The organism is Arthrobacter alkaliphilus, from assembly GCF_021483235.1.
Taxonomy (GTDB): domain Bacteria; phylum Actinomycetota; class Actinomycetes; order Actinomycetales; family Micrococcaceae; genus Arthrobacter; species Arthrobacter alkaliphilus.
Genome location: NZ_JAKEEC010000002.1, coordinates 167,890 through 192,566, shown reverse-complemented (window position 1 = coordinate 192,566; position 24,677 = coordinate 167,890). Strand labels below are relative to the sequence as shown.

Annotated in this window: 17 protein-coding genes; 11 read left to right on the top strand and 6 right to left on the bottom strand. The window is 62.7% G+C overall.

The annotated features are described in order from the left end of the window. Window positions 1-25: 25 nt before the first annotated feature. Window positions 26-808, bottom strand: coding sequence for a LysM peptidoglycan-binding domain-containing protein (locus tag L0B83_RS03205; protein ID WP_234756896.1), 783 nt, complete (start codon window positions 806-808; stop codon window positions 26-28). 164 nt (window positions 809-972) lie between these two features. Here L0B83_RS03205 and L0B83_RS03200 point away from each other — a divergent pair, with 164 nt between their 5' ends. Then, window positions 973-1,545: a hypothetical protein gene (locus L0B83_RS03200; protein WP_234756894.1), complete on the top strand. Its 573-nt coding sequence runs from the start codon at window positions 973-975 to the stop codon at window positions 1,543-1,545. Window positions 1,546-1,591: 46 nt separating this feature from the next. Here the strand turns inward: L0B83_RS03200 and L0B83_RS03195 are convergent, their stop codons facing one another. Then, window positions 1,592-1,807 (bottom strand): helix-turn-helix domain-containing protein, encoded by a 216-nt coding sequence (locus tag L0B83_RS03195; protein WP_059387549.1) that lies wholly within the window; start codon window positions 1,805-1,807, stop codon window positions 1,592-1,594. A 152-nt stretch (window positions 1,808-1,959) separates the two neighbouring features. Between L0B83_RS03195 and L0B83_RS03190 the strand changes: the two genes are divergently transcribed. From L0B83_RS03190 to L0B83_RS03175, 4 genes are read left to right on the top strand one after another with little or no spacing between them, the layout of a single operon-like run. Next, window positions 1,960-2,604: a CpaB family protein gene (locus L0B83_RS03190; RefSeq protein ID WP_234756892.1), complete on the top strand. Its 645-nt coding sequence runs from the start codon at window positions 1,960-1,962 to the stop codon at window positions 2,602-2,604. Then, a complete protein-coding gene (locus L0B83_RS03185) occupies window positions 2,601-3,920 on the top strand; it encodes a CpaE/TadZ family protein (RefSeq protein ID WP_234756890.1) in 1,320 nt (439 codons plus the stop codon). Before L0B83_RS03190 ends, L0B83_RS03185 begins: the two co-directional genes overlap by 4 nt. 57 nt (window positions 3,921-3,977) lie before the next feature. Then, window positions 3,978-8,831, top strand: a complete 4,854-nt coding sequence (locus tag L0B83_RS03180; protein ID WP_234756888.1) for an NAD-glutamate dehydrogenase — start codon at window positions 3,978-3,980, stop codon at window positions 8,829-8,831. 29 nt (window positions 8,832-8,860) lie between these two features. Beyond that, on the top strand, window positions 8,861-10,330 hold the full coding sequence (locus L0B83_RS03175) for a sensor histidine kinase (RefSeq protein WP_234756886.1): 1,470 nt from the start codon (window positions 8,861-8,863) through the stop codon (window positions 10,328-10,330). A 101-nt stretch (window positions 10,331-10,431) separates the two neighbouring features. Here the strand turns inward: L0B83_RS03175 and L0B83_RS03170 are convergent, their stop codons facing one another. Further along, window positions 10,432-10,680: a WhiB family transcriptional regulator gene (locus L0B83_RS03170; RefSeq protein ID WP_003804966.1), complete on the bottom strand. Its 249-nt coding sequence runs from the start codon at window positions 10,678-10,680 to the stop codon at window positions 10,432-10,434. A 229-nt stretch (window positions 10,681-10,909) separates the two neighbouring features. Between L0B83_RS03170 and L0B83_RS03165 the strand changes: the two genes are divergently transcribed. Next, on the top strand, window positions 10,910-11,401 hold the full coding sequence (locus L0B83_RS03165) for a hypothetical protein (RefSeq protein WP_234756884.1): 492 nt from the start codon (window positions 10,910-10,912) through the stop codon (window positions 11,399-11,401). A gap of 24 nt (window positions 11,402-11,425) precedes the next feature. On the opposite strand, the gene L0B83_RS03160 is transcribed toward L0B83_RS03165, so the two are convergent. Beyond that, window positions 11,426-15,529, bottom strand: coding sequence for an FtsK/SpoIIIE domain-containing protein (locus L0B83_RS03160; protein ID WP_234756882.1), 4,104 nt, complete (start codon window positions 15,527-15,529; stop codon window positions 11,426-11,428). 211 nt (window positions 15,530-15,740) lie between these two features. Between L0B83_RS03160 and glf the strand changes: the two genes are divergently transcribed. The 4 genes from glf to L0B83_RS03140 are packed head-to-tail and all read left to right on the top strand — an operon-like array spanning window position 15,741 to window position 20,549. Beyond that, window positions 15,741-16,928: a UDP-galactopyranose mutase gene (glf, locus tag L0B83_RS03155; protein ID WP_234756880.1), complete on the top strand. Its 1,188-nt coding sequence runs from the start codon at window positions 15,741-15,743 to the stop codon at window positions 16,926-16,928. Between the two features lie 14 nt (window positions 16,929-16,942). Next, entirely contained in the window at window positions 16,943-18,907 is a 1,965-nt protein-coding gene (locus L0B83_RS03150) for a glycosyltransferase (protein WP_234756991.1), read from the top strand. Next, the gene (locus L0B83_RS03145; RefSeq protein WP_234756878.1) at window positions 18,908-19,777 is read left to right on the top strand and encodes an ABC transporter permease; all 870 of its coding nucleotides are present in this window, start codon (window positions 18,908-18,910) and stop codon (window positions 19,775-19,777) included. Window position 19,778: 1 nt separating this feature from the next. Continuing rightward, complete coding sequence (locus tag L0B83_RS03140; protein WP_234756876.1) at window positions 19,779-20,549, top strand: ABC transporter ATP-binding protein; 771 nt, start codon at window positions 19,779-19,781, stop codon at window positions 20,547-20,549. Window positions 20,550-20,591: 42 nt separating this feature from the next. On the opposite strand, the gene L0B83_RS03135 is transcribed toward L0B83_RS03140, so the two are convergent. Then, a complete protein-coding gene (locus tag L0B83_RS03135) occupies window positions 20,592-22,577 on the bottom strand; it encodes a DUF6541 family protein (RefSeq protein ID WP_234756874.1) in 1,986 nt (661 codons plus the stop codon). Between the two features lie 9 nt (window positions 22,578-22,586). Next, a complete protein-coding gene (gene rfbA / locus L0B83_RS03130) occupies window positions 22,587-23,450 on the bottom strand; it encodes a glucose-1-phosphate thymidylyltransferase RfbA (RefSeq protein WP_234756872.1) in 864 nt (287 codons plus the stop codon). Between the two features lie 144 nt (window positions 23,451-23,594). On the opposite strand from rfbA, the gene L0B83_RS03125 reads away from it, so the two are divergent. Beyond that, window positions 23,595-24,677: an acyltransferase family protein gene (locus L0B83_RS03125; RefSeq protein ID WP_234756869.1), complete on the top strand. Its 1,083-nt coding sequence runs from the start codon at window positions 23,595-23,597 to the stop codon at window positions 24,675-24,677.

The window sequence follows — 24,677 nt, the reverse complement described above, 5'->3', positions numbered from 1 at the left end:
GCGGTTGGCGGGTTCGGCTGGAGCGCTAGTTGCGCGGCGGTTGCAGGACTTGCCCCGGAACAATGAGGCCAGGGTCGTCGCCGATGACCTGCCGGTTTGCGGCGTACCACTTGGGCCAGTGCTGGGCGACGTCGACGTCGCTGGCCAGGGGGCCTAGCTGGCGGGCGGCAATCGACCACAGTGAATCGCCCCGCTTCACCACCACCTCGCCTTGATTTGGCGGGGCAGGCTGTTCGGCGGCGCGCCGGGGCCCGGTACCCAGAAGTCCCGGTTCGGGGACCGGTGCATTGGGTTGCCAAAGCGGGTAGATCCCCAACGCGCCGGACTCAGCCGAGGGAACCGTTCCAAGGCAAGGCGAAGGCCCGGAGGAGGGTCTCCATTGGGCAAAGATGCCGCTCGACGGGGAGGCGTTCTCAGGGCTGCAAGCTGGCTGAAACTGTGCCTGCGCCGCATTCGCAAAGGGGATTCCGGCGAGATTCAGGCCGAGGATGGCAACGGCCAGCCTGCGCATGAAGGCGGGGCTGAGTTTGCCGGTGGCGCTCGCGCAGCGTTCCTTCCCCGAATGCTGTAGGAGCGCGGCGGCCATCGCCAGGAGAAACGTGACGATCCACCAAGCCCCGATCCCCAGGCCGACGGCAGTTGCGACCAAGCCCAGCAGGTCCTCGAATGTGGGTTTCTGGAGTCGTCCTGCGCCGGAATGCCATCGGTCAACCAAGACCAGCCCAGTGACCGCGAGCAACAGGGCGAGCACCAGGATGGTCGCCGCCATTGCAATATCGTGCCGAACGGGCTTGCTCGTCTGATCCATGAGTTCCCCTTGCCCAGTTAATACGATTACACGCAATTTGATGCCGTTTGATATCAATTGACCTATTTTGACCGCAAAATGAGATGTTTGTCTAGGGACTGCCTGCCGATGAAGCAAGATTGATGGACATTGACGGTCGGCAGATGCGCGCCTACTCTGACGCAATGCGTTGGGATGCTCTGTTTGAGGACATGGAGGCACAGCTCGCCTCTGAACAATTGTTGGGACTTGAATCCGAGGTTTCAGAGCGGGCGCGGATGGAGATGGCCGGTATCGACATCTGCGACAGGCTGCGTGCAGCAATCGGCCAGAAGATCGAGGTGAAGCTCCGGTCCGGAACACACGTGTCCGGGACGCTTAGCCACGTCGGCAGCGAATCGTTGGTCCTGGACCAAGACAGTCACCAGTGGTTGGTGCCACTTACGGCAGCGTTGGCCTATCAGGGCCTGGGCCGGCAGGCACGGGCGATCCAATCGAGTGCGTCGCAGCGGCTCGGCCTGGCGAGCGCACTGCGGATGTTGGCCCGCGACAGGGCGGAACTGGCCGTCCACCTGCTTGAGTCGGCGCAGGGGGAGGCGACGATGCGGGGCGTCGTTGACCGCGTGGGCAGGGACCACTTTGATCTCGCCGTCATGTTGCCGGGCGAAGTCCGCCGGTCCGGGAACGTTGTGGCCGTGGCGACAATTCCGTTCCAGTCCCTTGCCGCGCTGCGTTCGTTGCGGGGCCAGGACTTTTAGCCCCGCCCGTCGCCCCGCCGTCTCTGCCCGGGGAGCTGGTCAATGATCACGAGGACTTGGACTTTGCCTCTTGGATGATCCTGCTCGCCTCGGCGTAGCGTTCCTCGATGTACTGCTCAAGCATCTTCTCTTCGACGCGCCACTGGCCCCTGCCACCCACCTGGATGGCCTTCAACTCGCCGCTTCGCACCAAGGCATATGCCTGCGGCGAGTTGATCTGAAGCTGTTCGGCGACATCAGCGAGGGTGAGGAATCGGGGCATGCATCCATTTTGCCACTGTTGGATCCACTTGCCGTGGTTATCCACAGCTTGACGTCATTTGAGGCGTGCGCCTTCCGGAAGAGGCCCATCTGCGGTCAGAATAAAGGCCACTGAAGGTCGTCGTCGACCAACGAGGCAAACGGGGGAGCAGGATGGGTGCGACTGGCGCGGCAACCGCGGCGCGGCTCAGGAAGCCGTCATGGAGGGATCCCAGACTTTTGGTGGGTGTTCTGCTGGTCCTGGCATCCCTGGCTGGAGTCATCGCCCTGGTTGGCACCGCGGACCGCACCATCCAGGTCTATGCGGCACGCGAGGCGATTGCCGTGGGCCAGAAGGTGACCAAGGACGATCTCGCGATCGTCAGAGTCCGGCTTGACGATGTTGAGGGCAGTTACGTCACTCTGGCCGAAGGCTTGCCCGAAGGAAGGGTTGCCGTCCAGAGAATTCCCAAGAACCAACTCGTCCCGCAGGAGAGCCTGGGCGCCGCCGACTCCCTGGACCGGAAGCCGGTGGCGATTGCGATCCAGGAATCACTGCCTTCCCAGGCTGTGGCGGGATCCCGCGTTGACGTCTGGGTGGCCCTCCCCGATGCGCGCAACGGCTTTGGCACACCGCAGTTGCTCTTGCCCGGCGCGGAGATCGCCCAGGTCACGGAGGGCGCCTCCACCTTGGGAGCGTCCAAGGAGAAAGTGGTCCTGGTCCTGGTGACCGATGAGCAAATGCCGAAGCTTCTTGGAGCACAGGCAAACAAGGCAAAGATTGCCGTGGTTTGGAATCCGGGCGGTGCCGGCAAGTGAGTATCCCGGTGATCACCGTCGGGCAATCCCGCGAAGATCTGGTCGGGGGACTCGAACGGCTTCACGGGCCGGTGACGGTGGTGCGTCGATGCGGTGAACTCGCCGAACTGCTGGCCGCATGCCAAAGCGGCCTTGCGCGCGCGGCGGTGATAGCTGAAGGCGCCAAGGAATTGACGGCGTCGCTGGTTGACCGGCTGGCGGCTGTCGGCGTCTCCATCGTCGCCCTGAGCGACGATCCGGAGGAGGAACGGCGCCTGCGGAGCATCGGCGTCGTGACGGCGTCGCTTGATGTGGATTCGGCAACCCTGGCTTCAGCGATCGCCGATGCGGTAGGCCAGCTGCCCGTACAAGAAAAAGGAAGACGACGCGCGGAGGCCCCGGATTCCGGGTTTGCCGACCCCGCCGCGGAGCTCCGGCCCGGCGGCGCGCCGCAAGCCAAGGAACACATGCCGGCCGGGACCGGCCGGATCATCGCCGTCTGGGGCCCCACCGGGGCGCCGGGCAGAACCCTGGTGGCCGTCAATATTGCCGCGGAGTTGGCGGCTGAAGGCAAGTCGGTGATCCTTCTCGATGCAGACACCTACGGGGCCAGCGTCGCGGCGTCGCTCGGTTTGCTGGACGAATCCGCCGGGCTGGCGCAGTCGTGCCGTCTGGCGGACCAAGGATTGCTGGATACTGAATCGCTCAAGCGGATCGCGGCGCCGGTCTTCGCCAAAGCTGCCAGTTTCCGGGTGCTTACCGGCATTACGCGCGCGGACCGGTGGACCGAGCTGCGCGCCGCCGCGCTCTCCTCGGTGCTTGAACTCGCCAAGGAAATCGCGGAGGTCGTCGTCGTCGATGCGGGTTTCTGCCTTGAAGCGGACGAAGAGCTCAGCTTCGACACCATGGCCCCTCGACGCAATGCCGCGACCCTCCGCAGTATCGAACTGGCAGACACCGTCTACGCCGTCGGTGCGGCCGATGCAGTCGGCGTTCCCCGGCTTGTGCGTGGCCTCGCGGAGCTTGAACGGGCGGTCCCGCACGCGGCTCCCCGCGTGGTCCTGAACAAGGTGCGGGCTGCATCCGCCGGCCGCTCACCCGAGGGCGAACTCCGTGAAGCATGGGACAGGTACGGGCCCGGTCAGGGCATCGAGGCATTCCTCCCATCTGATCCAGAGGCCTGCGACGCGGCACTGCTGTCCGGCGCTGTCCTCTTCGAAGCCGCCCCCGAATCGGCGTTGCGGCGCGCAATCGTGAAAATGGTCTGTGCACCTGTCCAGCAAAATCGCAAATCCTCTGTCATTTATTCCAGAGCAAGGCGTCGTCTAAAGCGTTAGGCTCGCCATGTGGGCTGCAAAGACGCAGCAATCGAGATGTGATGGAGGCGTTTGTCGATGTCGTCAGGATCCAGCGTGGAGGATCGTTCCAAACCTGCAGTAGTCCGGGAAGGCTTCTTCGGTGACTACTACGAGCATCTCGCAGAGGAGGACGCACGCGGATACGCTGCCGAGCAGTTGATCTCCAGGGCCGAGGCCCACCGGGAAACGGGGCAGACCCGCCAGCCAGGCACCGCCAATGTCAGGATGGCCAACGACGGTGACCGCAGCATCCTGTACATCGTCACGGACGACATGCCTTTCCTGGTGGACTCCGTGAACGCCGAGCTCGTTCGCCAGAACTGCGCTATCCGGCTTGTCATGCACCCGCTCTTCGTGGTGTCCCGCGACCACCGCACCGGCGACTTGTCCGACATTGCGCGGGTGCCTTCGAACATCGGCATCTCGAGCGGTGACACCGCGGCGATGCCGAACATCGCGCACCTGATCGCGCAAGGTGACAACGTCTCCCACATGGAGTCCTGGATCGCCGTCGAGGTCGACAGGGTGGCCGACGACTTCCAGAAGGAACTGGTGGAGGGAATCCACCGGGTTCTGAACGACGTCCGCGCCGCCGTCGAAGACTGGCCCAAAATGCGCACGAAGGCGCTCGAGCTGGCGAAGTCCCTGGACAAAGTGGCCCACCCCGAAGACATCGCTGAGCTCAAGCAAACGCAGGACCTGCTTCGCTGGCTGGACAACGGCAACTTCACGTTCCTTGGTTACAGGGAATACGACCTCATCACCGAGAACGGTGAAGACGTCCTTGAATTGCGCGACGGAAGCGGTTTGGGACTCTTGAGGGCGGGGGATCACCCCCACCAGATCCAGCACCTCACCGACGCCGGACGCCGCAAGGCGCGCGAGAAGCGTGCCCTGGTCATCACCAAAGCCAACTCGCGCTCCACCGTGCACCGCCCCGCGTACCTGGACTACATCGGCGTCAAGAGCTTCGATGTTGCCGGCAACGTCAACGGTGAGCGCCGCTTCATCGGCCTTTTCGCCACGAGCGCGTACACCGGTTCAGTAAGGAACATCCCCATCGTTCGGGAGAAGGTCGACGCCGTACTCCGATCGGCCGGTTTCCCGCCGGACTCCCACTCCGGCAAGGACCTCGTCGGTATTCTCGAGACCTACCCCCGCGACGAACTCTTCCAGATCGAGACCGAGGACCTGGCAGCAACGGCTTTGGGCATCCAGCGTCTGCAGGAGCGGCGCCGCACCAAGCTCTTCCTGCGCCCGGACATCTACGGGCGGTTCATGTCCGCGCTCGTCTACCTGCCGCGTGACCGCTATACCACCAACGTCCGGCAACGAATCGAACAGGAACTCCGCGAGACCTTCGAAGCCGAGAGCATCGACTACGAGGCCCGGATTACTGAGTCGGCACTCGCGAGGGTGTTCTTCCGGATCCGGCTTCCCCGGGAAGCGGAGCTCCGCGACGTCGACGCCGGCGAGCTGGAAAAGCGCCTCGTCCGGGCTTCGCGGTCATGGGCCGAAGGCATCGCGGAGGTCCTCCGTGAGAACACCAGCGGTCTGGATGCGGAGCGTTTGTCGGCCCTGTGGGCGGATGCGTTCCCCGCTGGCTACCGCGTCGACTACGAAGTCGAGGACGCCCTCCAGGATATCGAGCGTTTCGAGAAGTACGCGGCCGCGGCCGACCGCGACCCCGCAGTTGTCCAGGCGGCTCCCGGCGTGCATGTCTACCTCCCCAACGGCGCCGGTGAGCTGCTCGAAGAGGATGCCCGCGTCAAGCTGTACCTTTTGGAACCGAAGAGCCTGAGCCAGATCCTGCCCTACTTCCACAATCTTGGCCTGGAAGTTCTCGATGAGCGGCCTTTCGAGATTGAGACTGCCGACCACCGGGACTTCTTCCTCTACGACCTCGGCCTGAAGTACCCCGCCGGTGTAGACCCGGTGGCAACCGGCCAGCTCCTGGCGGACTCCTTCAGTGCCGCGGTGACCGGTGCGGTGGAATCCGACAGTTTCGACCGCCTCGTGCTCCGCGAGGGCATTCACTGGCGGCAGGTTGTCATGCTCCGGGCCTATGCGAAGTACATGCGCCAAATGGGGAACACCAACTCCTTCGGGTTCATTGCGGATACGCTTCTCGCCAACCCGGAGGTCGCCCGCGGCCTGATTGACCTCTTCGGGGCGCGTTTTGATCCTTCTTCTCCTGACGCTGCGCGACCGGCCCGCCAGGAGGATGCCCGCGCCGCGCTGGCCGAAGCAATTGACCAAGTGGCCACGCTCGACGCCGACCGGGTCCTGCGGACTTTCGTCAACCTCATTGAGTCGACGCTGCGCACGAACTACTTCCAGGGCAAGTCGTACGTCAGCTTCAAGCTCGATCCGACAACAATCGACGGCTTGCCGTTCCCACGGCCAAAGTACGAGATCTGGGTGTATTCGCCCCGCGTCGAAGGCGTGCACTTGCGGTTCGGCAAGGTGGCCCGCGGCGGTTTGCGGTGGTCCGACCGCCGTGAAGACTTCCGTACCGAGATCCTCGGGCTGGTCAAGGCGCAAACCGTGAAGAATGCCGTGATTGTGCCGACCGGCGCCAAGGGCGGCTTCTTCGCGAAGCAGCTTCCGGATCCGGCGCTTGACCGTGCCGCCTGGATGGCCGAGGGCATCGAAAGCTACAAGACCTTCATCCGCGGCCTGCTTGACCTCACGGATAACCTCGTGACCACAGCCGACGGAGAGAAGATTGTGCCGCCGTCGGACGTTGTCCGTCAGGATGACGATGATTCGTACCTCGTGGTGGCGGCGGACAAGGGCACGGCAACGTTCTCGGACACCGCTAACGGCCTGGCCGCCGAGTATGGATTCTGGCTGGGAGACGCTTTCGCTTCGGGTGGCTCGGTGGGGTACGACCACAAGGCGATGGGCATCACCGCCCGCGGCGCATGGGAGTCCGTCAAACGCCACTTCAGCGAGCTGGATCTGGATACCCAGACCGAGGAATTCACCGTGGTCGGCGTCGGCGACATGTCCGGCGACGTGTTCGGAAACGGAATGCTGCTTTCCAAGCACATCCGGCTCCTGGCGGCTTTCGACCACCGCCACATCTTCCTGGACCCGACGCCGGATGCGGCTTCGTCCTTCGGCGAGCGGCAGCGCCTCTTCGAGCTGCCCCGGTCCTCCTGGGACGACTACGACCGCTCGCTCATCAGCGCGGGCGGCGGCGTCTATCCCCGCCAAGCCAAGGTCATCCCGATCTCGCCGGAAGTCCGCCGGGCCCTGGGCCTGCCGGATGGAACGGTTCAGCTGAGTCCTCCTGAACTCCTGCGTGCAATACTCCTGGCTCCGGCCGATCTCCTCTACAACGGCGGGATCGGAACATACGTCAAGGCCAGCACCGAGTCCCACGCGGAGGTGGGCGACAAGGCGAACGACGCCATCCGTGTGAGCGGGCGCGAACTTCGCGTCAAGGTTGTAGGCGAAGGCGGCAACCTTGGGTTGACACAACGCGGTCGCATCGAGGCCGCCTTGCAGGGCGTCATCCTCAACACCGACGCAATTGACAACTCTGCCGGCGTGGATTGTTCCGACCATGAAGTCAACATCAAGATCTTCGTGGACCGTATGGTGGCCGCAGGAAAACTGGATGCTTCCGAACGAACGTCCTTCCTCGCCGACATGACCGACGAGGTCGGGCGCCTTGTGCTCGAGGACAATATCGATCAGAACATCCTGTTGCTCAACGACCGCACACGCGTCGCCGAATGGAGCCCGAGCTACGAGCGCCTGATGGACTGGCTCGAGAAGTCCGCCGATCTCAAGCGCGACCTCGAAGCGCTGCCGACCACCGAAGCGCTTCGCGAGCGGCTGGAACAGGGCCAGGGCTTGACGTCCCCGGAACTGTCCGTGCTCGCCGCCTACGCCAAGATAGAACTGGGCTCGGCATTGCGGGACAGTGACCTGGCGGACGATCCCTGGTTCCGTAAGACGATCCGCTCCTACTTCCCGAAGCAGCTCCGCGAACGGTTCGACGCCGAACTGGACACCCACCCGTTGCGTCGGGAAATCATCGCAACCGTGGTGGCCAACGACATGATCAACCTCGGCGGCATTACCTTCGCGTTCCGCACCATGGAAGAGACCTCGGCTACCGAGGTCGCCGTCGCCAAGGCATTCGTCGCGCTCCGCGAGATTTACGAACTCGACTCGATGGTGCAGCAGCTCAATGCTTTGCCTGCTTCATTCCCCACGGAACACTGGAGCACCATCCACCTCGATATCCGGAGGCTTTTGGACCGCGCCGTTCGCTGGTTGCTCAGCCAGGGCAACGCCTCGAAGCCGATCTCCGAGATCGTCGCGGAATTCAAGCCGATGATGGATCCGATGCGGGCCAGGTTGCTCGACTACCTGCGCGGCAGCGACAAAGAGCGGGTCACGGGTTGGCTCGAAAAGGCACGCTCTTGGGGCCTCCCCGACACCCTGGCCCATCGCTGGGCAGAGCTGTTCGAGAGTTTCGTGCTGTTGGACATCGCCAAGATCACCCAAAGCCGCGAGGCCCGCGTGGAAGAGGTCAGCCATGTCTATTACACGGTGTTCGACCGCTTCCACATCGACTCGTTGCTGGAACGAATCACGGCGCTCCCGCGTGATGACCGCTGGCAGGCGCTTGCCCGCGCGGCCTTGCGTGACGATCTCTACTCGACCGTGGCGGACATGACGACGTCGGTGCTCGAATCGACCGACGCCGGCCTCGACGCCGAGGCCCGCCTGCGGGCTTGGGAGGAGCTCAACGCCGAGCAACTGGGACGCGCGAAGAGCATGTTTGACGAGGTCAACGCGCTGGAGGCCGACGACATGGCTTCGCTGTCGGTAGCATTGAGGCTCTTGAGGTCAATCGTTCGACGCTAGGGACAAGCCCGGCGTCATATGGAGGTGCAGTGGCAATCTTTACAGACCCCATCAGGGAGCACGCTGATTTCGGGCCTGGAGATGCCGAATGGCTGCACCTCCTGGTCGGCGACTGGCAGATGGTCGCCGACCTGGCGTTCGCGGACCTGGCGTTATGGTTCCCGCATCCTGAGTACGGCTACATTGCGCTTGCGCACGTCAGGCCATCGACAAGCCACACGGTGTTCCATGCGGACTTCGTGGGGGAGGGCATCCGCTCTGATCTGCGACCGATCGTCGACAAGGCGTGGTCCAGCCGTTCCATCGAACGCTCCAGCGAAACGAGCTGGAGCAGCGAGATGGCCCTTCGCGTCGAGGCCGTGCCGATGGTCAGGAACGGACGGACCCTTGCGGTCGTCACGTCCCACATGGACCTGTCGAGTTCACGCATGCCTTCCCGCCTGGAGCTCACCTACAGGCAATGCGCCTACGACCTGCTCCGGATGGGGACGCTGGGCCTCTGGCCGGATTTCGCTTCACCAACAGGTTCCCGCCGTGGCGCTCCCCGCGTGGGTGACGGCCTGATCAGGCTCGACGCCGACGGCATCGTCCAGTATGCGAGCCCCAACGGTGTTTCCGCTTTTCGCCGTCTCGGCGAGGTGGAAACCCTGGAGGGGCGGTCCCTCGCTGAGGTTACGGCAGGACTCCTCAAAGACCGGCGGATGGTGGATGAGACGTTGCCGCTGGTGGTGACTGGTCGAATGCCGTGGCGCAGCGAAATCGAGTCCCGCGGAGTCAGCTTGTCCTTGCGGGCAATTCCGTTGCGGGATGAAAAGCATCGCTTCGGTGCCTTGGTTTTGTGCCGCGACGTGTCCGAACTGCGACGCCGCGAACTCGAACTGGTGACCAAGGACGCGACGATTCGTGAAATCCACCACCGCGTCAAGAACAATCTGCAGACGGTGGCCGCTTTGCTCCGTATGCAGTCACGACGGATGGTCAGCGACGAGGCGAAGCAGGGCCTGGAACAGGCAATGCGGCGGGTGGCGACGATCGCATTGGTACACGAGACGCTTTCGCAAGGCCTCACGCAGAGTGTTGATTTCGATGAACTCATCGGACGGCAGTTCAGGCTCTCGGCCGAAGTAGCTTCACCCTCGCAGCACGTCCGGACCGAGCGTGCCGGCCTGTTCGGCGAATTGCCGAGCGACTTCGCGACGCCCCTTGCCTTGGTCATCAATGAGCTCGTGACAAATGCAGTGGAGCATGGCCTCGAGGGACGCGCCGGAACAGTGTGGTTGATGGCCGACCGTTCCACGGGGGAGCGCGGCGATGAGCTTCTGACGGTGACGATTGCCGATGATGGCGTCGGACTGCCCGAGGGCTCGTACGCTGAGGGTCTTGGCCTTCAGATTGTGCGGACACTCGTCACGAGCGAATTGGGCGGCAGTATTCAATGGATGCCGCGCGACGGCGGCGGCACCGCCGTCGAGATCGTCCTGAACCTGGTGCGAAGCTGACGACCGACGTGGCAGATAGACGAAGATGGCCCGGACCTTACGGTCCGGGCCATCTTCGCGTATCCCCTGTCTCGGGCGCCATACTTTGCGTGCGTGGTCGCCTAGGAAGCGCGGCGCGCGCGGGCGGCGCGGCGCTTGAGTGCGCGTCGCTCGTCCTCGCTCATTCCGCCCCAGACGCCGGCGTCCTGGCCGGATTCAAGCGCCCACTGAAGGCATGTGTCCACGACGGGGCAGCGACGGCAGACACTTTTCGCTTCCTCGATCTGGAGAAGCGCAGGGCCGGTGTTTCCTACCGGGAAGAAAAGCTCCGGGTCCTTGTCAAGGCAGGCTGCGCGGTTACGCCAATCCATGCTGATCAGTCACTCCATTCGTGAGTACTAGTTAAAGCCTTTTGTGAAAATATTCACGAGAGGCTTCATAGGAAAGGGGACCCATTGGGCCCCCTTGGTCGTCTGAGTCAAGCGTGTCATGTTAACGCCATGTAAACAAGGGGTTCAAGCGTTTGAAACGATGAGCGATGCATCACATCGGATACCGGCCTACTCACAGGTATTCGACTATGTCCGGTAGTGTGCCAGTGTGTCAAGACCCCCTCTGAACCCTAACCATGACCCAGCGGCGCCCGGCGACGGCCAAGGGTCCAGCCGCGACAAAGCCGGAGCATCCGGCGGCCGACCGCGCCCTGCAGGAATCATTGTCATTTCGATTGTGGTTGTGCTTGAGGCTCTTGCACTCTTGACCGCCGGCGCGCTGTATATTTACGAGCTCGTGACAGGGGCACCGGTTGCCTCCTTCTGGGGAGCCGTGTTCACCTTGGGCCTTCTGTTGGCATTTTCTGCATTGTTGTTTGCCGTGGGACACTTCCTGTTCCGCGGCTACCGTTGGACCCGGGCGCCGGCGCTGGTTGCCCAGTTGTTCGCCCTGACGATCGGTTTTCCCACCATTACCGCCGGGCTGGTTTTCGCCGGCTTGGCCATGGTGGTGCCGGCTTTGGCCGCTATTGTCTTTCTGTTCGACAAGCGGGTGGTGGCCTTTGCCTCCCGGGCCGGCGGATCCCGCGGCGTCCTCTAGCTGTGTTCAGATGGGCAGGACTCCCTAGCAGGGCGCGGCGATCTGGACGGAGCATATTCGTCCGTTCCCGATAAGGACGGCACGACCCGGCGGCGGTTCCTCGTCGGCGTCAATGCGTACGCCGAAGAAATCTCCCGCGGCAGGCGGCCCGTTGCCGAGGAGAACTCCGAATCCGTGGTTTCTGGCGAGTGACGCAAGCGGCATCCTGTGCATGAGGGCCGGGTTGCCGGCAGTTGCCACCACCGAGTAGCCCATGCCGGGAAGCTCAGCCAGGAGGGCGGCCGTTTCGCTGCTCAGGCCTTCGACGTTGTCCAGGAGGGGGATGACCTCCGTGCCCACGAGCCTACGGCTTGCATCCCGGTGGAATGCCGCCCAAAAGACGTCAGGATCGGCCCCTTCGGGTGGTGCCCGCCAGTGATGGCCCGGATTGAGCATGGCCAACGCGCTGAGTAACGACGACTTGCCGGACCCGGGAGTCCCAAGAGCGAGGAGGACACCTGCCCGGGGCAATGTGATCCAAGCAGGTTCGTGCTCGTCCCCTCCAACCCCGAGGAGTATTGAATCCGGAGCGCCGGCGCGGGAGAGGACGGCGGGTTCCGTTCGACCATGGGTCACGAGATCCGAAGCCCGGATGAACTCCGGCAAGGGATCCACCCGGAACGGGCGTCGTGAAGGTTCCGGGGGCACGCAGTATGGCCAGGCCGCGCTCGTCGGCGGCGCGACGAACTGCGTGACCACGGTGTCAACATCAAGCAAGCCGCCGCTCACGATGGCCCGCCCCTTCAGTGGCTTCATCGACGCGAACCGTGGCCATGCCCACCGTCCTTCCTCTGTGGTCCCCACGGGGAAGTATGCGCGGTTCGTGATAGCAGCGAACATGCGCGACGTGGTCAGTTCACGATCACCGGTGACAAGGACAGCCAGTCCTGCCTTCGGTCCGTCGCGGACGAGGGTATGGATCAGGTCTTCGGCCCAGGCCAGCGGTCCGGGGCGCAACCGGGAGATCCACGAACCCCAATTGGTGATGACCAGCAGAAGCGGGTCTTGGCCGGTGGTTCCCGGGGATTGCCGCGCCGATATCTCAGCGACGAGCCTCTCCAGGATGCGGACTGCCCTTCTGACGTCGTTGGGGGAGGCGATGGCCCCCACTCGTCCCTCGACTGCCACGTCGTTGTATGAACCGTCACCGTCGAGGACATAGAGATGGCATTCTTCCGCACTTCCAACAAGCTGCGCCGCTGCCGCTTTGCAGCCATCTTCGACACCACTTCCGGGAGGGCCAACGAGGCCAAGATTCCCGTGGACGAGCGGAGTCCAGAACACGTCGGCGACGCGTTGTTGCATGGCCAAGTCCGCCAAGCCAAGGTAAGCGGTCGGCCCCGCCGGCCATCCGCTTGCCGCGTGCCTACCTGCCATTGCCATCATCGGCAGGGTTTCGTGAAGCGGGATGGACTCCGGAAGCGGAGGCGCGACGGGCCTACGGAGCGGCGTACCCCCGTAGGTTTCCCAAACCCCGTTGATTGCTTCGATAACGGGACGGGCGGCTTCCGCGGGCGTTGCAATCCCATCTTGAGTCGCGCCGTTCGCGGTTTCGGACCAGGCGGCGAAGCGGAGCGTCCCGGTTGCGGGTAAAGCAACGGCCTGGGTGAGGGCCCGGGTTTTTTCGGCTGCCGAGAGGGTTGCCGACTGGAACGGCCCGGCAGCCTCCCCTCCGCGGACCATATAGGCGCGGCCAGGCCGGGACACCGGAATCCACGCTGCCGCCGGTGAGTTGATAACGTCCCGGGATTCCATTTCCGACTGGACGCGCAGGGCAATGCTCGTGGTGACGTTGGCGCGGATGTCCGCACTCAGCGCACCTTGCGGCCGTTGTGTAGCCATGATGAGGTGAATTCCCAGGGACCGGCCTACCGTGGCGATCCGCATCAATTCGGCCAGGGCGTCCGGGGCTTCTTCGATAAGCATCCTGAATTCGTCGATGACGAGTACCAGGCGGGGGAGGACGGGGAAGTCGCTTCTTCGTCCAGCGGCGGCCCCCACCGTTCCCCGGGCTTTGGCCCAGTACGCGGGCACGTCAGGAACACCTGCCGTCGCAAGGATCGCTTCCCGCATCCGAACCTCGGCCCGGAGGGAGGAGAGGGTGCGTTCGAGCTCATGCTCACTGAGGTCCGTAAGCATTCCGACGCAGTGCGGAAGGTCGAGCAACGGACCGAGTCCCGAACCTCCCTTGAAATCAACAAACAGGAAGTTGACCCTGTCCGGGCTGTGGGTCAGCGAGATAGCCGACACGATGGTGCGCAGAAGCTCCGACTTTCCCGAGCCCGTCGTTCCAGCCACAAGAAGATGTGGGCCATCGGAAACCAGGTCCAGCGACCGCGCCACGTCGGCTCCTTGCCCGATCACCGCTGACAGTCCTCCGCACATCGAAGAAGCGCTCCAGCGGCCTGCGATGCTTGGAGCATCCGGGGGAAGCAATTCGGCAAGTTGGCAAGTATCGGGGACAACGTGTGCCCCTTCTGTCGCCGGGCCTGGCATTCCCGCCACTGAGCGACAGTATCGATCGAAGACTTCGGGCAGCACAAGGTCAGGGTCGAACTCAGTTTCCGACAGGCCCGAGCGCAGGATTGCGCGCTTGTTCAAAAGCTCGACGGTGCAACTGGTTCCGTCACCGCCCGCGGACCTCTGGAAGATTCTCCAACCGGACTTGATCGCCGCCAGCCGGAGTGGGCCGGCCTCGGGATCACCTTCGGGCCCCATCAGGAAGAGTGCACCCGGTCTGTCTGCGGGCGACGACAGGACAACTGCGGCTGAACGCGCGTCCGTGGTCAAGGTGGCGCGGGGGAGAAAGCGCGCGCTTGACGGCAAGTGGGATATGGGTCCGTGTATGAGGACCGGGATGTTGCTTGCGCCGGGAAAGGCCGCCAGCTGCATGAGGATGAACCTGAACAGTCCCTGCACCCTGGCCTCGGGTCCCGAGAGCGAAACGGTTTGCAGAGAAGGGTCCAGAACTAGCGGAACCGGGCCCAACTGCGGCGGCTGAAAGCCGGAGTCAGCGGGATCGAGTGCAACACGGGCGTTCTGCGGGCTGGTGCCGAGCCTGAGCCAGACACTGTGCGGGTCCGCCCTTTCTTCCTGTGCTCCCGGGGTGTGCTCCGGGACGGCCCCGGTTCCTTGCATCGGGGTGGTTCTTGGCGGAGCCGGTTGCTCCGGGCCGTGGTGCCTCGGGAGCAAGGCGACAGAGCCGATGGCGAAGGCGAGTTCGGCAGCGGACGGTGAACAGCGCCGTCGTCGGGCACCGTCTTGTTCGACGGCCGCCGAGATCGCCGCAGCCAGGCGGCGGCGCTCGCGTCGTCCCGAAAGTGCCGGGGCAAGAACGGCGACGGCCGAGAGAGCGGTGAATCCGAGGAACATCCATAGTCCGGTGACCAAGGCCATTCCGACTCCCAGCACGAACGGGAGCCCGGCCGCGAGGAAAAGGTGGGTGCGGTTGCCGGGGTCGTGCCGCCGGGGAACCAGGATCGGCTCACCCACGCCGAGGCCGGCGCTACAAAGCGACTCCGTCCCGTACCCGTCGTCTCCGAAGACTATGGACATCACAGAACCGCCACATCGAATCCTCGAGGCGGTTGAGAGCCGGGCGGAGCGGATTTTGCGTCCATCCACCACCGTTCCGTTCGCGCTCCCTGTGTCGTTTATGGTGACCGCCGTCTCGGAGATCGCCAGGACGGCGTGAAGCCGGGAAATATCGGGATCCGGGAGGCAGATATCGGCGTTGCTCCGGCCGATCCTGTACGTGCCGCGTTCCAACGGGATGACAACGCCCGCGGCTGGTCCTGTGTGCACCAGCAAGGACAACGCCGCTGGACGCCGATCGCCGCCCCGGGTGCCCTGCGCCTCCGGATCGGCCCCGTCCACCAAGACGGCTCCCGACGTGAGCGGTGCCGAACCGACGGTGAGACCGCTGAGCGGCAGTCCGTCGACCGTAAGCTTTCCGGTTCCGAATTCGGCTGCGACTGCCGCCTCGACGACGGCGCCCGGTGTTCCGTTGCCCGCGGGTATGGTCAGTTCGATGGGTTCACCTTGGCGTGCTGCCCGCGGGGCCCGGACCAGGGTGCACTGCAATGTCATGGGGTCCGTTCCTTTGCTTCGCGGCGGTGCTGTGCTGCCACGATATTCGTGGTGGCGACCGGTTGTTCGCGGGCTGTTGGCGTATGTGGAAAACCCGGCCTGAATCGCACGGGGGCGGACTGGCTCGAAATCCGGGCGCGCCATCTCGGGTAGGCTTGATCTGCAGCCAATGCACATCATTGGGCTGCCCGTATTCGGACCAGGAGTATTTGTGACCGCTGACCTCGTCATCGTCGGGTCGGGCTTTTTTGGCCTGACAATCGCAGAACAGGCCGCCACTGAGCTGGGCTTGAAGGTTGTCGTCATTGACCGCCGGCATCACATCGGCGGCAACGCCTATAGCGAAACGGAAGAGAACACGGGAATCGAAGTGCACCGCTATGGCGCACACCTCTTCCACACTTCGAACGAGCGGGTGTGGGAGTATGTCAACCGGTTCACGACCTTCACCAACTACGTGCACAAGGTGTACGGCGTGCACAAGGGCGAGGTGTACTCGCTCCCCATCAACTTGGCGACGATCAACCAGTTCTTCCGTGCGAACCTGACTCCGGGCCAAGCGCAAGAACTGATCAAAGAGCAAGCCGGGGAACTCGCGGGAACCGATCCCCAGAACCTCAATGACAAGGGCATCCAGCTCATAGGCCGCCCACTGTACGAGGCATTCATCAAGCATTACACCGGCAAGCAGTGGCAGACCGACCCCAAGGACCTTCCTGCGGGCATCATTTCGCGCCTTCCGGTCAGGTACAACTACGACAACCGATACTTCAACGACAAGTACGAAGGCCTCCCGACCAACGGGTACACGGCGTGGATCGAAAAGATGGCCGAGCACCCGAACATCGAAGTTCGGCTGAACACGGATTTCTTCGACGAGTCGCATGAGTATTCGCGGGAGAAAGTCGTAGGCAAGATTCCCGTCGTCTACACGGGACCCGTCGACCGTTACTTCGACTTTGTCGCCGGGGACCTCTCTTGGCGCACCATCGATTTCGAAGAGGAAGTCCTCGACGTCGGCGACTTCCAGGGAACGTCAGTGCTCAACTACAACGACGCCGACGTCCCGTTCACCCGGATCATCGAACCGCGGCACTTCCACCCCGAGCGTGATTACCAGACAGAGAAGACGGTCATCATGCGCGAATTCTCCAGGTTCGCCGAAAAGGGCGATGAACCCTACTATCCCGTCAACACGGCCGACGACCGCGAAAAGCTGCTGAAGTACCGCGACCTCGCAGCGGCCGAAAAGAACGTGCTCTTCGGGGGCCGTCTGGGAACGTACAAATACCTTGACATGCACATGGCCATCGGTTCCGCGCTGTCCATGTTCGAAAACAAGATCCGTCCGCATTTCGAAAACGGCACGGCATTCGAAAGCGGAGGAGTGGACGCGTGAGCGGCGAAACGAAGATGCAGGTCCTGCAACGGGTCATCTTGCCGGCCGACGACCAACTGGACACCACGGCACTTTATGTCGACGCCGGACCGGCAAACGGCATACGCCTCCGGGAGAACGACGAATTCGCAAGGAATCCAAAGGCGCCCGAGGACAAGCTCCATTTCGTCAGCTCCGGCAGCGAAGAGGTCCATTTCGAGGACGTCCTCTCCAGGAGCTCGATCAGGTTGCGCGCCGGCGAACAGCTTTCGTTCGGAACGTACTTCAACGCGTTCCCTGCCAGCTACTGGCGGCGCTGGGCGGACCTGCAATCGATCCGCCTTGTGGTCCGAACCACCGGCCACGGCACCATCACGGTGTACAAGTCCAACGCCAGGGGAACCCTTCAGCGCGTGGATGGGGCGAGGGTTGACGGTACGGCCGTCACGGAATTCGACCTCACCCTCAAGCCATTCGGCGACGGCGGCTGGTACTGGTTCGATCTAGCGTCCAGCCGCGAGGAGTTGACCCTCGATTCGGCCGAATGGCAGGGCGCTGAGCGCCCGGGCAACCCCGGCAGGGTGACCCTTGAGATAACCACCATGAACAAGCCGGATTTCTGCCTGAATAACGCCAGGATCCTCTCGGAAAACCCTGACGTGCTGGAGCACGTGCAGGAAGTCCTCATTGTGGACCAAGGAACACTGAAGGTCGCGGACCAGCCGGGCTTTGCCGAGGTCAAGTCGGCCCTGGGCGACAAGCTGCGAATCATCGACCAAGCCAACCTTGGCGGCTCCGGCGGCTTTTCCCGCGGCATGTACGAAGCCGTGGAGAACGGGAGCGATTATGCGCTGCTGTTGGACGATGACGTCGTCATTGAACCCGAGAGCATTGCCCGCCTGTTGGCGTTCTCCGACCATTGCCGCAAGCCGAGCATTGTCGGCGGCCACATGTTCGACCTCTACAGCCGAAGCGTCCTGCATACCTTCGGTGAAGTAGTCGATCCGTACCGGTTCGTCCCTGCGTTGCCCCACACCGACATGGAGATGCGGCACGACTTCAGCGTCGCCAACCTGCGCCAGACACCGTGGCTCCACCGCCGCGTGGACGTCGATTACAACGGTTGGTGGCTGTGCATGATTCCAACCGAAATTATCCGCGAAATCGGGCTGTCGCTGCCGCTGTTCATCAAATGGGACGACGCCGAATACGGCTTGCGTGCGCGTGAAGCCGGTTTTGCCACGGTGTCCCTCCCAGGCGCCGCCGTGTGGCATGTCTCGTGGATCGACAAGGACGACCTCGTTGGCTGGCAGGCCTACTTCCACGGCAGGAACCGCCTGATTACGACCCTCATCTACAGCCCCTATAAAAAGGGAGGCCGCGTTATTCGGGAGTCGTTCCAGGCGGATGTGAAGCATTTGGTTTCGATGCAGTACTTTACGGAACATACCCGCCTCGATGCCTTGCACGATTTGTTCCTTGGTCCGGAGCACCTGCATGGCAACATCGCCACGAAACTCGGCGAGATCAATGCCCTGAAGTCTCAGTACCCCGATGCCGAAATGCGCGAGAACGTCGACGACTTCCCGGCTCCGGCGCTTGGCAGTGGACCTTCCGGCCTCACACCGATCGGTCTTCCCGCCAAGAAGGACCTCGTCAAATGGGGAGTCACCACGGTTGCCCGGCAACTGATCAAGAAGCCGTCGGCAGAGTCCGCTGAACGTCCCCAGGGATTCCTCGCCCACCGGGACAACCGATGGTTCCGGCTGGCGCACTATGACAGCGTCGTCGTCTCCAACGCTGACGGAACCGCCGCGTCCTGGTACAAGCGCGACCCCGAGAAACTCAAGGCGATGCTGGCGGAGGCAGGTAAGCAACACGCCAATCTGTACCGGCACTGGGAGGAACTCGCGGACCGTTACAGAAGGGCGGTCCCGGAGATCACGTCCATGGAAGCCTGGAAGAAGACGTTTGGCCTCGCCGACGAGGAAGGCCGCTAGATGACTCAGCCCGTGACCGACTTGGTCCAACCTGGTCGTGGCCGCGGAATCATCGACGTCTACAAGCACAAGTTCCTGCTGCAGCTGCTGGTTCGCAAGGAGATTAAGATCCGCTATCGCGGTTCGGTCCTGGGACTCCTGTGGTCGTATGTGAAGCCGTTGATGCAGTTCCTGATCTACTTCGTTGCGCTTGGAGTCTTCCTGGACATGCAGCGGGGGACCCCGAACTATGCGATCTACCTCTTCTCGGGGATTGTGCTGGTCAATTTCTTCACGGAATCGCTGGGCAATGCGACGCGATCCATAGTGGACAACAGGGACCTGATCCGGAAGATCTACCTGCCACGGGAGTTGTTCCCGGTTTCCACAGTATGGGTCTCAGCAGCCCATTTGCTGCCGCAGGTGGTGGTCCTCGTCGGCGCCTGCTTGCTGACGGGGTGGAGTCCCTCAATCTGGCAGTTGCTTGCCGTCGTCGCGGCCTTTGTCCTGACGGCGATCCTTTCGATCGGCCTCGGCCTTCTGTTTGGTGCCGCCAACGTGTACTTCCGCGATTCGGAGAACATCGTTGACATGATCCTCATGATCGTCACCTGGGCCTCGCCCGTGCTCTATGTGTGGCCGATGGTGCAGCGCGTCATGGGTCAGTGGTTCTTCCTGTATCAGCTGAATCCGGTGACCGTCGCCGTGGAAGTGTTCCACTGGGCATTCTGGTCACCGACCCTCAGCCCCGAGCAATCCGTGTCGATCTCGATGCCGCCGGACCTGCTCACGGTATGGCTCCCGTCCGCGTTTGGCGTGGCCGCTCTCGTCCTCGTGATCGGCCAGCTCGTCTTCATGAAGTTGTCTGTACATTTTGCCCAGGAGCTCTGAAATGTCTGTACCCGCCGGAGTCTCCGACAGTGTCGCGATCACGTGCCGAAACTTGCGGAAGAAGTTCGTCCTTCGACACACACGCAGCATGAAGGAAGCAATCGTGTGGTTGCTGACGGGGCGCAAGGGCGATCTCTCCAAGAAGTTCGACGCCCTGAAGGACGTTTCGCTGGACGTCGAACAGGGCGAGACCGTGGCGTTGCTCGGCCTCAACGGTTCAGGCAAGTCGACCCTCCTGAAGCTTATTTCGGGCGTGCTGCAACCGGATGAGGGCACTGTCCACACCCGCGGGCGGGTGGCCGGCCTCATCGAAGTCGGAGCGGGCTTCCACCACGATCTCAGCGGCCGCGACAACGTCTACCTCAACGGGGCCATCCTGGGGATGACTCAAAGCCAGATCGACGCCATGTTCGATTCGATCGTCGAGTTCTCTGAAATCGGCGAGTTCATCGATACCGAGGTCAAGTTCTATTCATCGGGCATGTACCTGAAATTGGCTTTCTCGATCGCCGTTCACACGGACCCGGAGGTCTTCCTCATCGACGAGATCCTGGCCGTGGGCGACGAACCGTTCCAACGCAAGTGCATCACCAAGATCAACGAGTTGGCCGCAGCCGGCAAGACGCTGTTCGTGGTGAGCCACGACTTGGATCTGGTCGCATCGGTGTGCAAGCGCGGTGTCCTGCTGGAACACGGGCAAATCATCATGGACGGCGAGGTCCATGCGGTCGTGAAGGAATTACGACGGCGGTCGGAAGCTTCGGCGGCTTAGCGCGCCGGCGCACCGTCGGCGGCTTGGCGCGCCCCGGTTGCTCTAGCCGGCGCCGCAGGCCGTGATCTTATACAGCTTCGCCTCGCCTTGGCTGTCAACTAGCTTGACGCCCGGATTCTGTGCCAGGTTCAAGAGTCCGGCCGGCGTGTGGTTTCCACCATGGACCTCGACCAGCCCGAAATCGAGGACGTAGTAGGCATGTTCGGTGCGAACCGCCTTACAGACATCTGGATCAGCGGAAACGGCTCCGAGATGGTCGTATATCTCCTGGAGCGCGGGCGAGACGTAGCTGAGGATGTGGAGCTGGGCCGATTTGCGGTCGCCAAGGGCATACGACAAGGACGTCCCGGTGTACGGGTTTCCGATCAGGATCGCGTCCTGCGGAACCTCGGTGTGCAGCCGTTCGATGAGGCTCAGCTCGTCGCTTGAGACCAAGGGGGAACCGGGAGTCACCGTATATTTGGATGCCGCCTGCTCTACTTCCTTGTTCACCCCGCCCAACTGCCCGATGAAGACCGCGACGAGCGCGAGTACCACCGCGAGAGCGCGCCGAAGTGAGGTCTGCGTAACGGCCCCTGTGGACCGGGTGGCCAGTTCCTGTCCAATGACTGGTTCCCGCCGGAAAATCCGATTGAACCACGCGGAGGCTTGCGCTTGGTGGCAGATCCATTCCACGCCGATGGCGGAAAGCAGGACTGCGACAAGCGGCAAAAGTGCGGCGATCCTGTAACTGTCGTTGTACCAAACGCCGGTCAGGAGGCTCCGGACCTTCGAGGACGGGAAACCCGAAACAACGACAAACAGGACCGTAAATATCAGGAAGATGGCGGCGATCCACCTGTAGCGGGGGCGCGTGGCCGCCGCCCAAAGGCCGAGCAGGGCTATCGGCGCGACGAGCCACGCCAAAGGCAAGTCCAGGGGGGAGAAGACGATGGCTTCACCCAGCGCTTGGGGAACTGTGTGGTACGGGCCCCAGAAGGAGGCGTCGGATGGCGGCCTGAGGACGATCCACAGAACAAGGAACACCAGGCAGTAGGCGATCAGCGGGACAATCAACCTTGCCGGCCGTACGCGCAGGAGGCCGCGGCGCTTGAGTTTGGCGAGCTTCCATGCGAGGACGCCTGCCATTGGCGCGGTCCACGTCAGCCATGCCATGAAGGTCGTCGGATGCGCCACGATGAGCCCGGACAGGCTCAGCAACAGGGCAAGGATCGCCGGCAAGCCGCGCGGTACCCAAACGGGGGAGATCCGGGCGATCGCGGCCGCCAGTGCAATCGAACCGGGCAGGATGCTGATGGACAACAGATTCGGGTACAGGACACCGAAGTCCATCATCAAGAGTGGGAAAGCGCCAAGGGAAGCACACGCAACGCCCGCGGAAAGAGCGACGGCGGAAGAACGGCCAATCGTCCAGCGCGCAGCCAGCAGGCAGCTCAAGGGCCAGAACGCTGCGGCGAGGACGATGCTGGTGACATTCACCGCGGCCGGTACGTCGAGTGCGAAGGTGGACGCCACTAAAGTCGCCACTGCATTCCAGCCCGCCGGGTAGAAGCCGCCGCCCGTCATGTCGCCGATGGTCAACGACGATGCGTTTCCCGTATCAAGGGCATACTTGACGGAGTTCAGATGGAATACGGCATCATACGTCTGCGAGAAGTGTTCCGGGCTGCCGATCGCCTGCATGACCCTCGCGGCAATCACCAGCAGGGCGAGGCCCGCGGAAATGAACGGTACCGCACGACCCCAGAGCAGTGGTTCCTGCTCCACGTCGGCGGCCCGGCGGGAACGCGTGACGAACCATCCAATTGCGCCTAGCAGGACGGCGAGGACAGCTACAGGGAGCAGGTTGAACCGCACCTTGAGGAACGGGCTCGCCGTAGCCGCTATGACGATGACGCCTACAGACAAGGCGGGGGACAGCGCCAAGCTGTCGAACCCCCGGTAGCGCAGTCCCCGTGCCACAATGAGGCCGGGGGCGAGGAGCAGGAGGGCGGCACCGATCAATTGCGGTAGGACAGGCCACCACATGGGCCGGGACTAGTCTTCCAGCAGGCCGTGCAGGTACGCCCCATAACCGCTCTTGATCAGCGGTTCGGCGCGTTCGCGCAGTTCGTCGTCCGAGAGGAAGCCTTGGCGCCACGCGATTTCTTCGGGTGCGCCGATCTTGAGGCCTTGGCGGTTTTCGACGGTGCGGATGAAGTTCGAGGCGTCGTTCAGGTCGTTGAACGTCCCGGTATCGAGCCATGCGGTGCCGCGCGGGAGGATCTCGACGTGGAGCTTCCCCTTGTCGAGGTAGGTCCGGTTGACATCAGTGATTTCGAGTTCGCCACGGGCCGAGGGTTTCAGGTTCTTTGCGATGTCCACGACGTCGTTATCGTAGAAATAGAGCCCAGGGACGGCGTAATGCGATCTGGGGTGCTCGGGCTTTTCCTCAAGCGAAATCGCTTTACCATCGCCATTGAATTCGACCACGCCGTAGGCTTTGGGGTCTTTCACCCAGTAACCGAAGACGGCGCCGCCGTCGATGTTTGCATGCTTCCTCAGCTGCGATCCCATTCCCTGGCCGTAGAAAATGTTGTCCCCGAGAACAAGCGCCACGGTGTCGTTTCCGATGTGGTCCTCACCCAGGATGAATGCTTGGGCCAACCCGTCAGGAGAAGGCTGCTGGACGTAGGAAATGTTCACGCCGAACTGGGAACCATCCCCAAGGAGCCGCTGGAACTGCTCTGCATCGTGGGGTGTCGTGATGACGAGGATGTCGCGAATGCCGGCCAGGATGAGCGTGGAGAGGGGGTAGTAGATCATCGGCTTGTCGTAGACCGGCACCAGCTGCTTGCTGATGCCGTGAGTAATCGGATGCAGTCGAGAGCCGGTACCACCGGCAAGAATGATTCCACGCATGGGGCCAATCTTCGCGTATTGAAACTACAAGGGCAAACCGGCGGAGCACTGGCGATTCTGTCGCGGACGGTGCTGCCGACCCGGTGGGAGCCGGACGCAAGGTAGAATGGACAGCCTGGACTACGTCACGAAGGAAGCACGGAATTGACCACAGCTGTACTGAAGCCGAACGCAATTCCCGCTCCGAGGATAGGGAGTCGGCTTGACCCACGTGGGAACAGCCTCAACCTGATCCGGCTTGTTCTGGCATTCATGGTGCTCTTGGCTCACAGCTGGCACATCGTGGGGGACGGGAACGGTTGGGGATTCCGCGGTGAAAATCTTGGCGGTTGGGCGGTCGCCGGTTTCTTCGGCATCAGCGGCTACCTGATTACGGCCAGCAGGTTCAGCAATAGGATCGGACCGTACCTCGTTCACCGCGTGGCCAGGATTTTTCCGGCATTTTTTGTCTGCTTGGTCGTCATGGCCTTCGGGTTCGCCCCCATCGCCTACACGATCCAGCATGGGTCCCTTCAAGGGTTCTGGCATACACCCACGACGCCGCTGAATTCGATCTTCGCCAACATGACCCTGCATATCGTCAGTTATGACATCGCCGGCACACCCGCTGGCGTGCCCTATGCCAAGGCGTGGAACGGCTCGCTCTGGACACTCTATTTCGAGTTCTTGTGCTACCTCTTGATCGCCCTGATCGGGTTCCTCCCGCTCTTCAAGAAAACGCCGTGGCCAATCATTGGCGCCTTCGCCCTAAGCGTTGTCATCTGGGCGAACATTGGCTCTCTGAAGCCTCTCCTGCAAACGAACCTTGATTTTGAACTCGCAGCGCGTTTGACCCCGTACTTCCTCGGCGGCGCAGTAGTACAGGTGTTGAGTTCACGGATAGGCATACACAAGGTGGCGGGGCCGGTTGCGATTGTGCTCGCAGGACTGTCCATTTTCTTGGTCGACGGATACGGCGGCCAACTCGCGGCGCCTTTTATCGCTTATGGCCTGCTTTGGATCTCTACGTGGCTGCCGCAGCCTGCTTTCGTGGCGCGGCACGACATCTCGTACGGCGCCTACATCTACGCGTTTCCTGTTCAGCAGCTGCTCGCTGTGTTCGGCGCTTACCATTGGGGTGTCTGGTGGTTTACGCTCGCCGCCACGGTGTGCACCATTCCGATCGCTGCGGCCAGTTGGTTTTTCGTAGAGCGGCCGGTCATGCGCCGCGCGAAGAAGAGCGCCTAG

Bases quoted from the DNA above. Each gene is read 5' to 3' on its own strand.
- L0B83_RS03205 (WP_234756896.1), bottom strand. From the start codon at position 808: ATGGATCAGACGAGCAAGCCCGTTCGGCACGATATTGCAATGGCGGCG.
- L0B83_RS03200 (WP_234756894.1), top strand. From the start codon at position 973: ATGCGTTGGGATGCTCTGTTTGAGGACATGGAGGCACAGCTCGCCTCT.
- L0B83_RS03195 (WP_059387549.1), bottom strand. From the start codon at position 1,807: ATGCCCCGATTCCTCACCCTCGCTGATGTCGCCGAACAGCTTCAGATC.
- L0B83_RS03190 (WP_234756892.1), top strand. From the start codon at position 1,960: ATGGGTGCGACTGGCGCGGCAACCGCGGCGCGGCTCAGGAAGCCGTCA.
- L0B83_RS03180 (WP_234756888.1), top strand. From the start codon at position 3,978: ATGTCGTCAGGATCCAGCGTGGAGGATCGTTCCAAACCTGCAGTAGTC.
- L0B83_RS03170 (WP_003804966.1), bottom strand. From the start codon at position 10,680: ATGGATTGGCGTAACCGCGCAGCCTGCCTTGACAAGGACCCGGAGCTT.
- L0B83_RS03160 (WP_234756882.1), bottom strand. From the start codon at position 15,529: ATGACATTGCAGTGCACCCTGGTCCGGGCCCCGCGGGCAGCACGCCAA.
- L0B83_RS03150 (WP_234756991.1), top strand. From the start codon at position 16,943: ATGCAGGTCCTGCAACGGGTCATCTTGCCGGCCGACGACCAACTGGAC.
- L0B83_RS03145 (WP_234756878.1), top strand. From the start codon at position 18,908: ATGACTCAGCCCGTGACCGACTTGGTCCAACCTGGTCGTGGCCGCGGA.
- L0B83_RS03140 (WP_234756876.1), top strand. From the start codon at position 19,779: ATGTCTGTACCCGCCGGAGTCTCCGACAGTGTCGCGATCACGTGCCGA.
- L0B83_RS03135 (WP_234756874.1), bottom strand. From the start codon at position 22,577: ATGTGGTGGCCTGTCCTACCGCAATTGATCGGTGCCGCCCTCCTGCTC.
- rfbA (WP_234756872.1), bottom strand. From the start codon at position 23,450: ATGCGTGGAATCATTCTTGCCGGTGGTACCGGCTCTCGACTGCATCCG.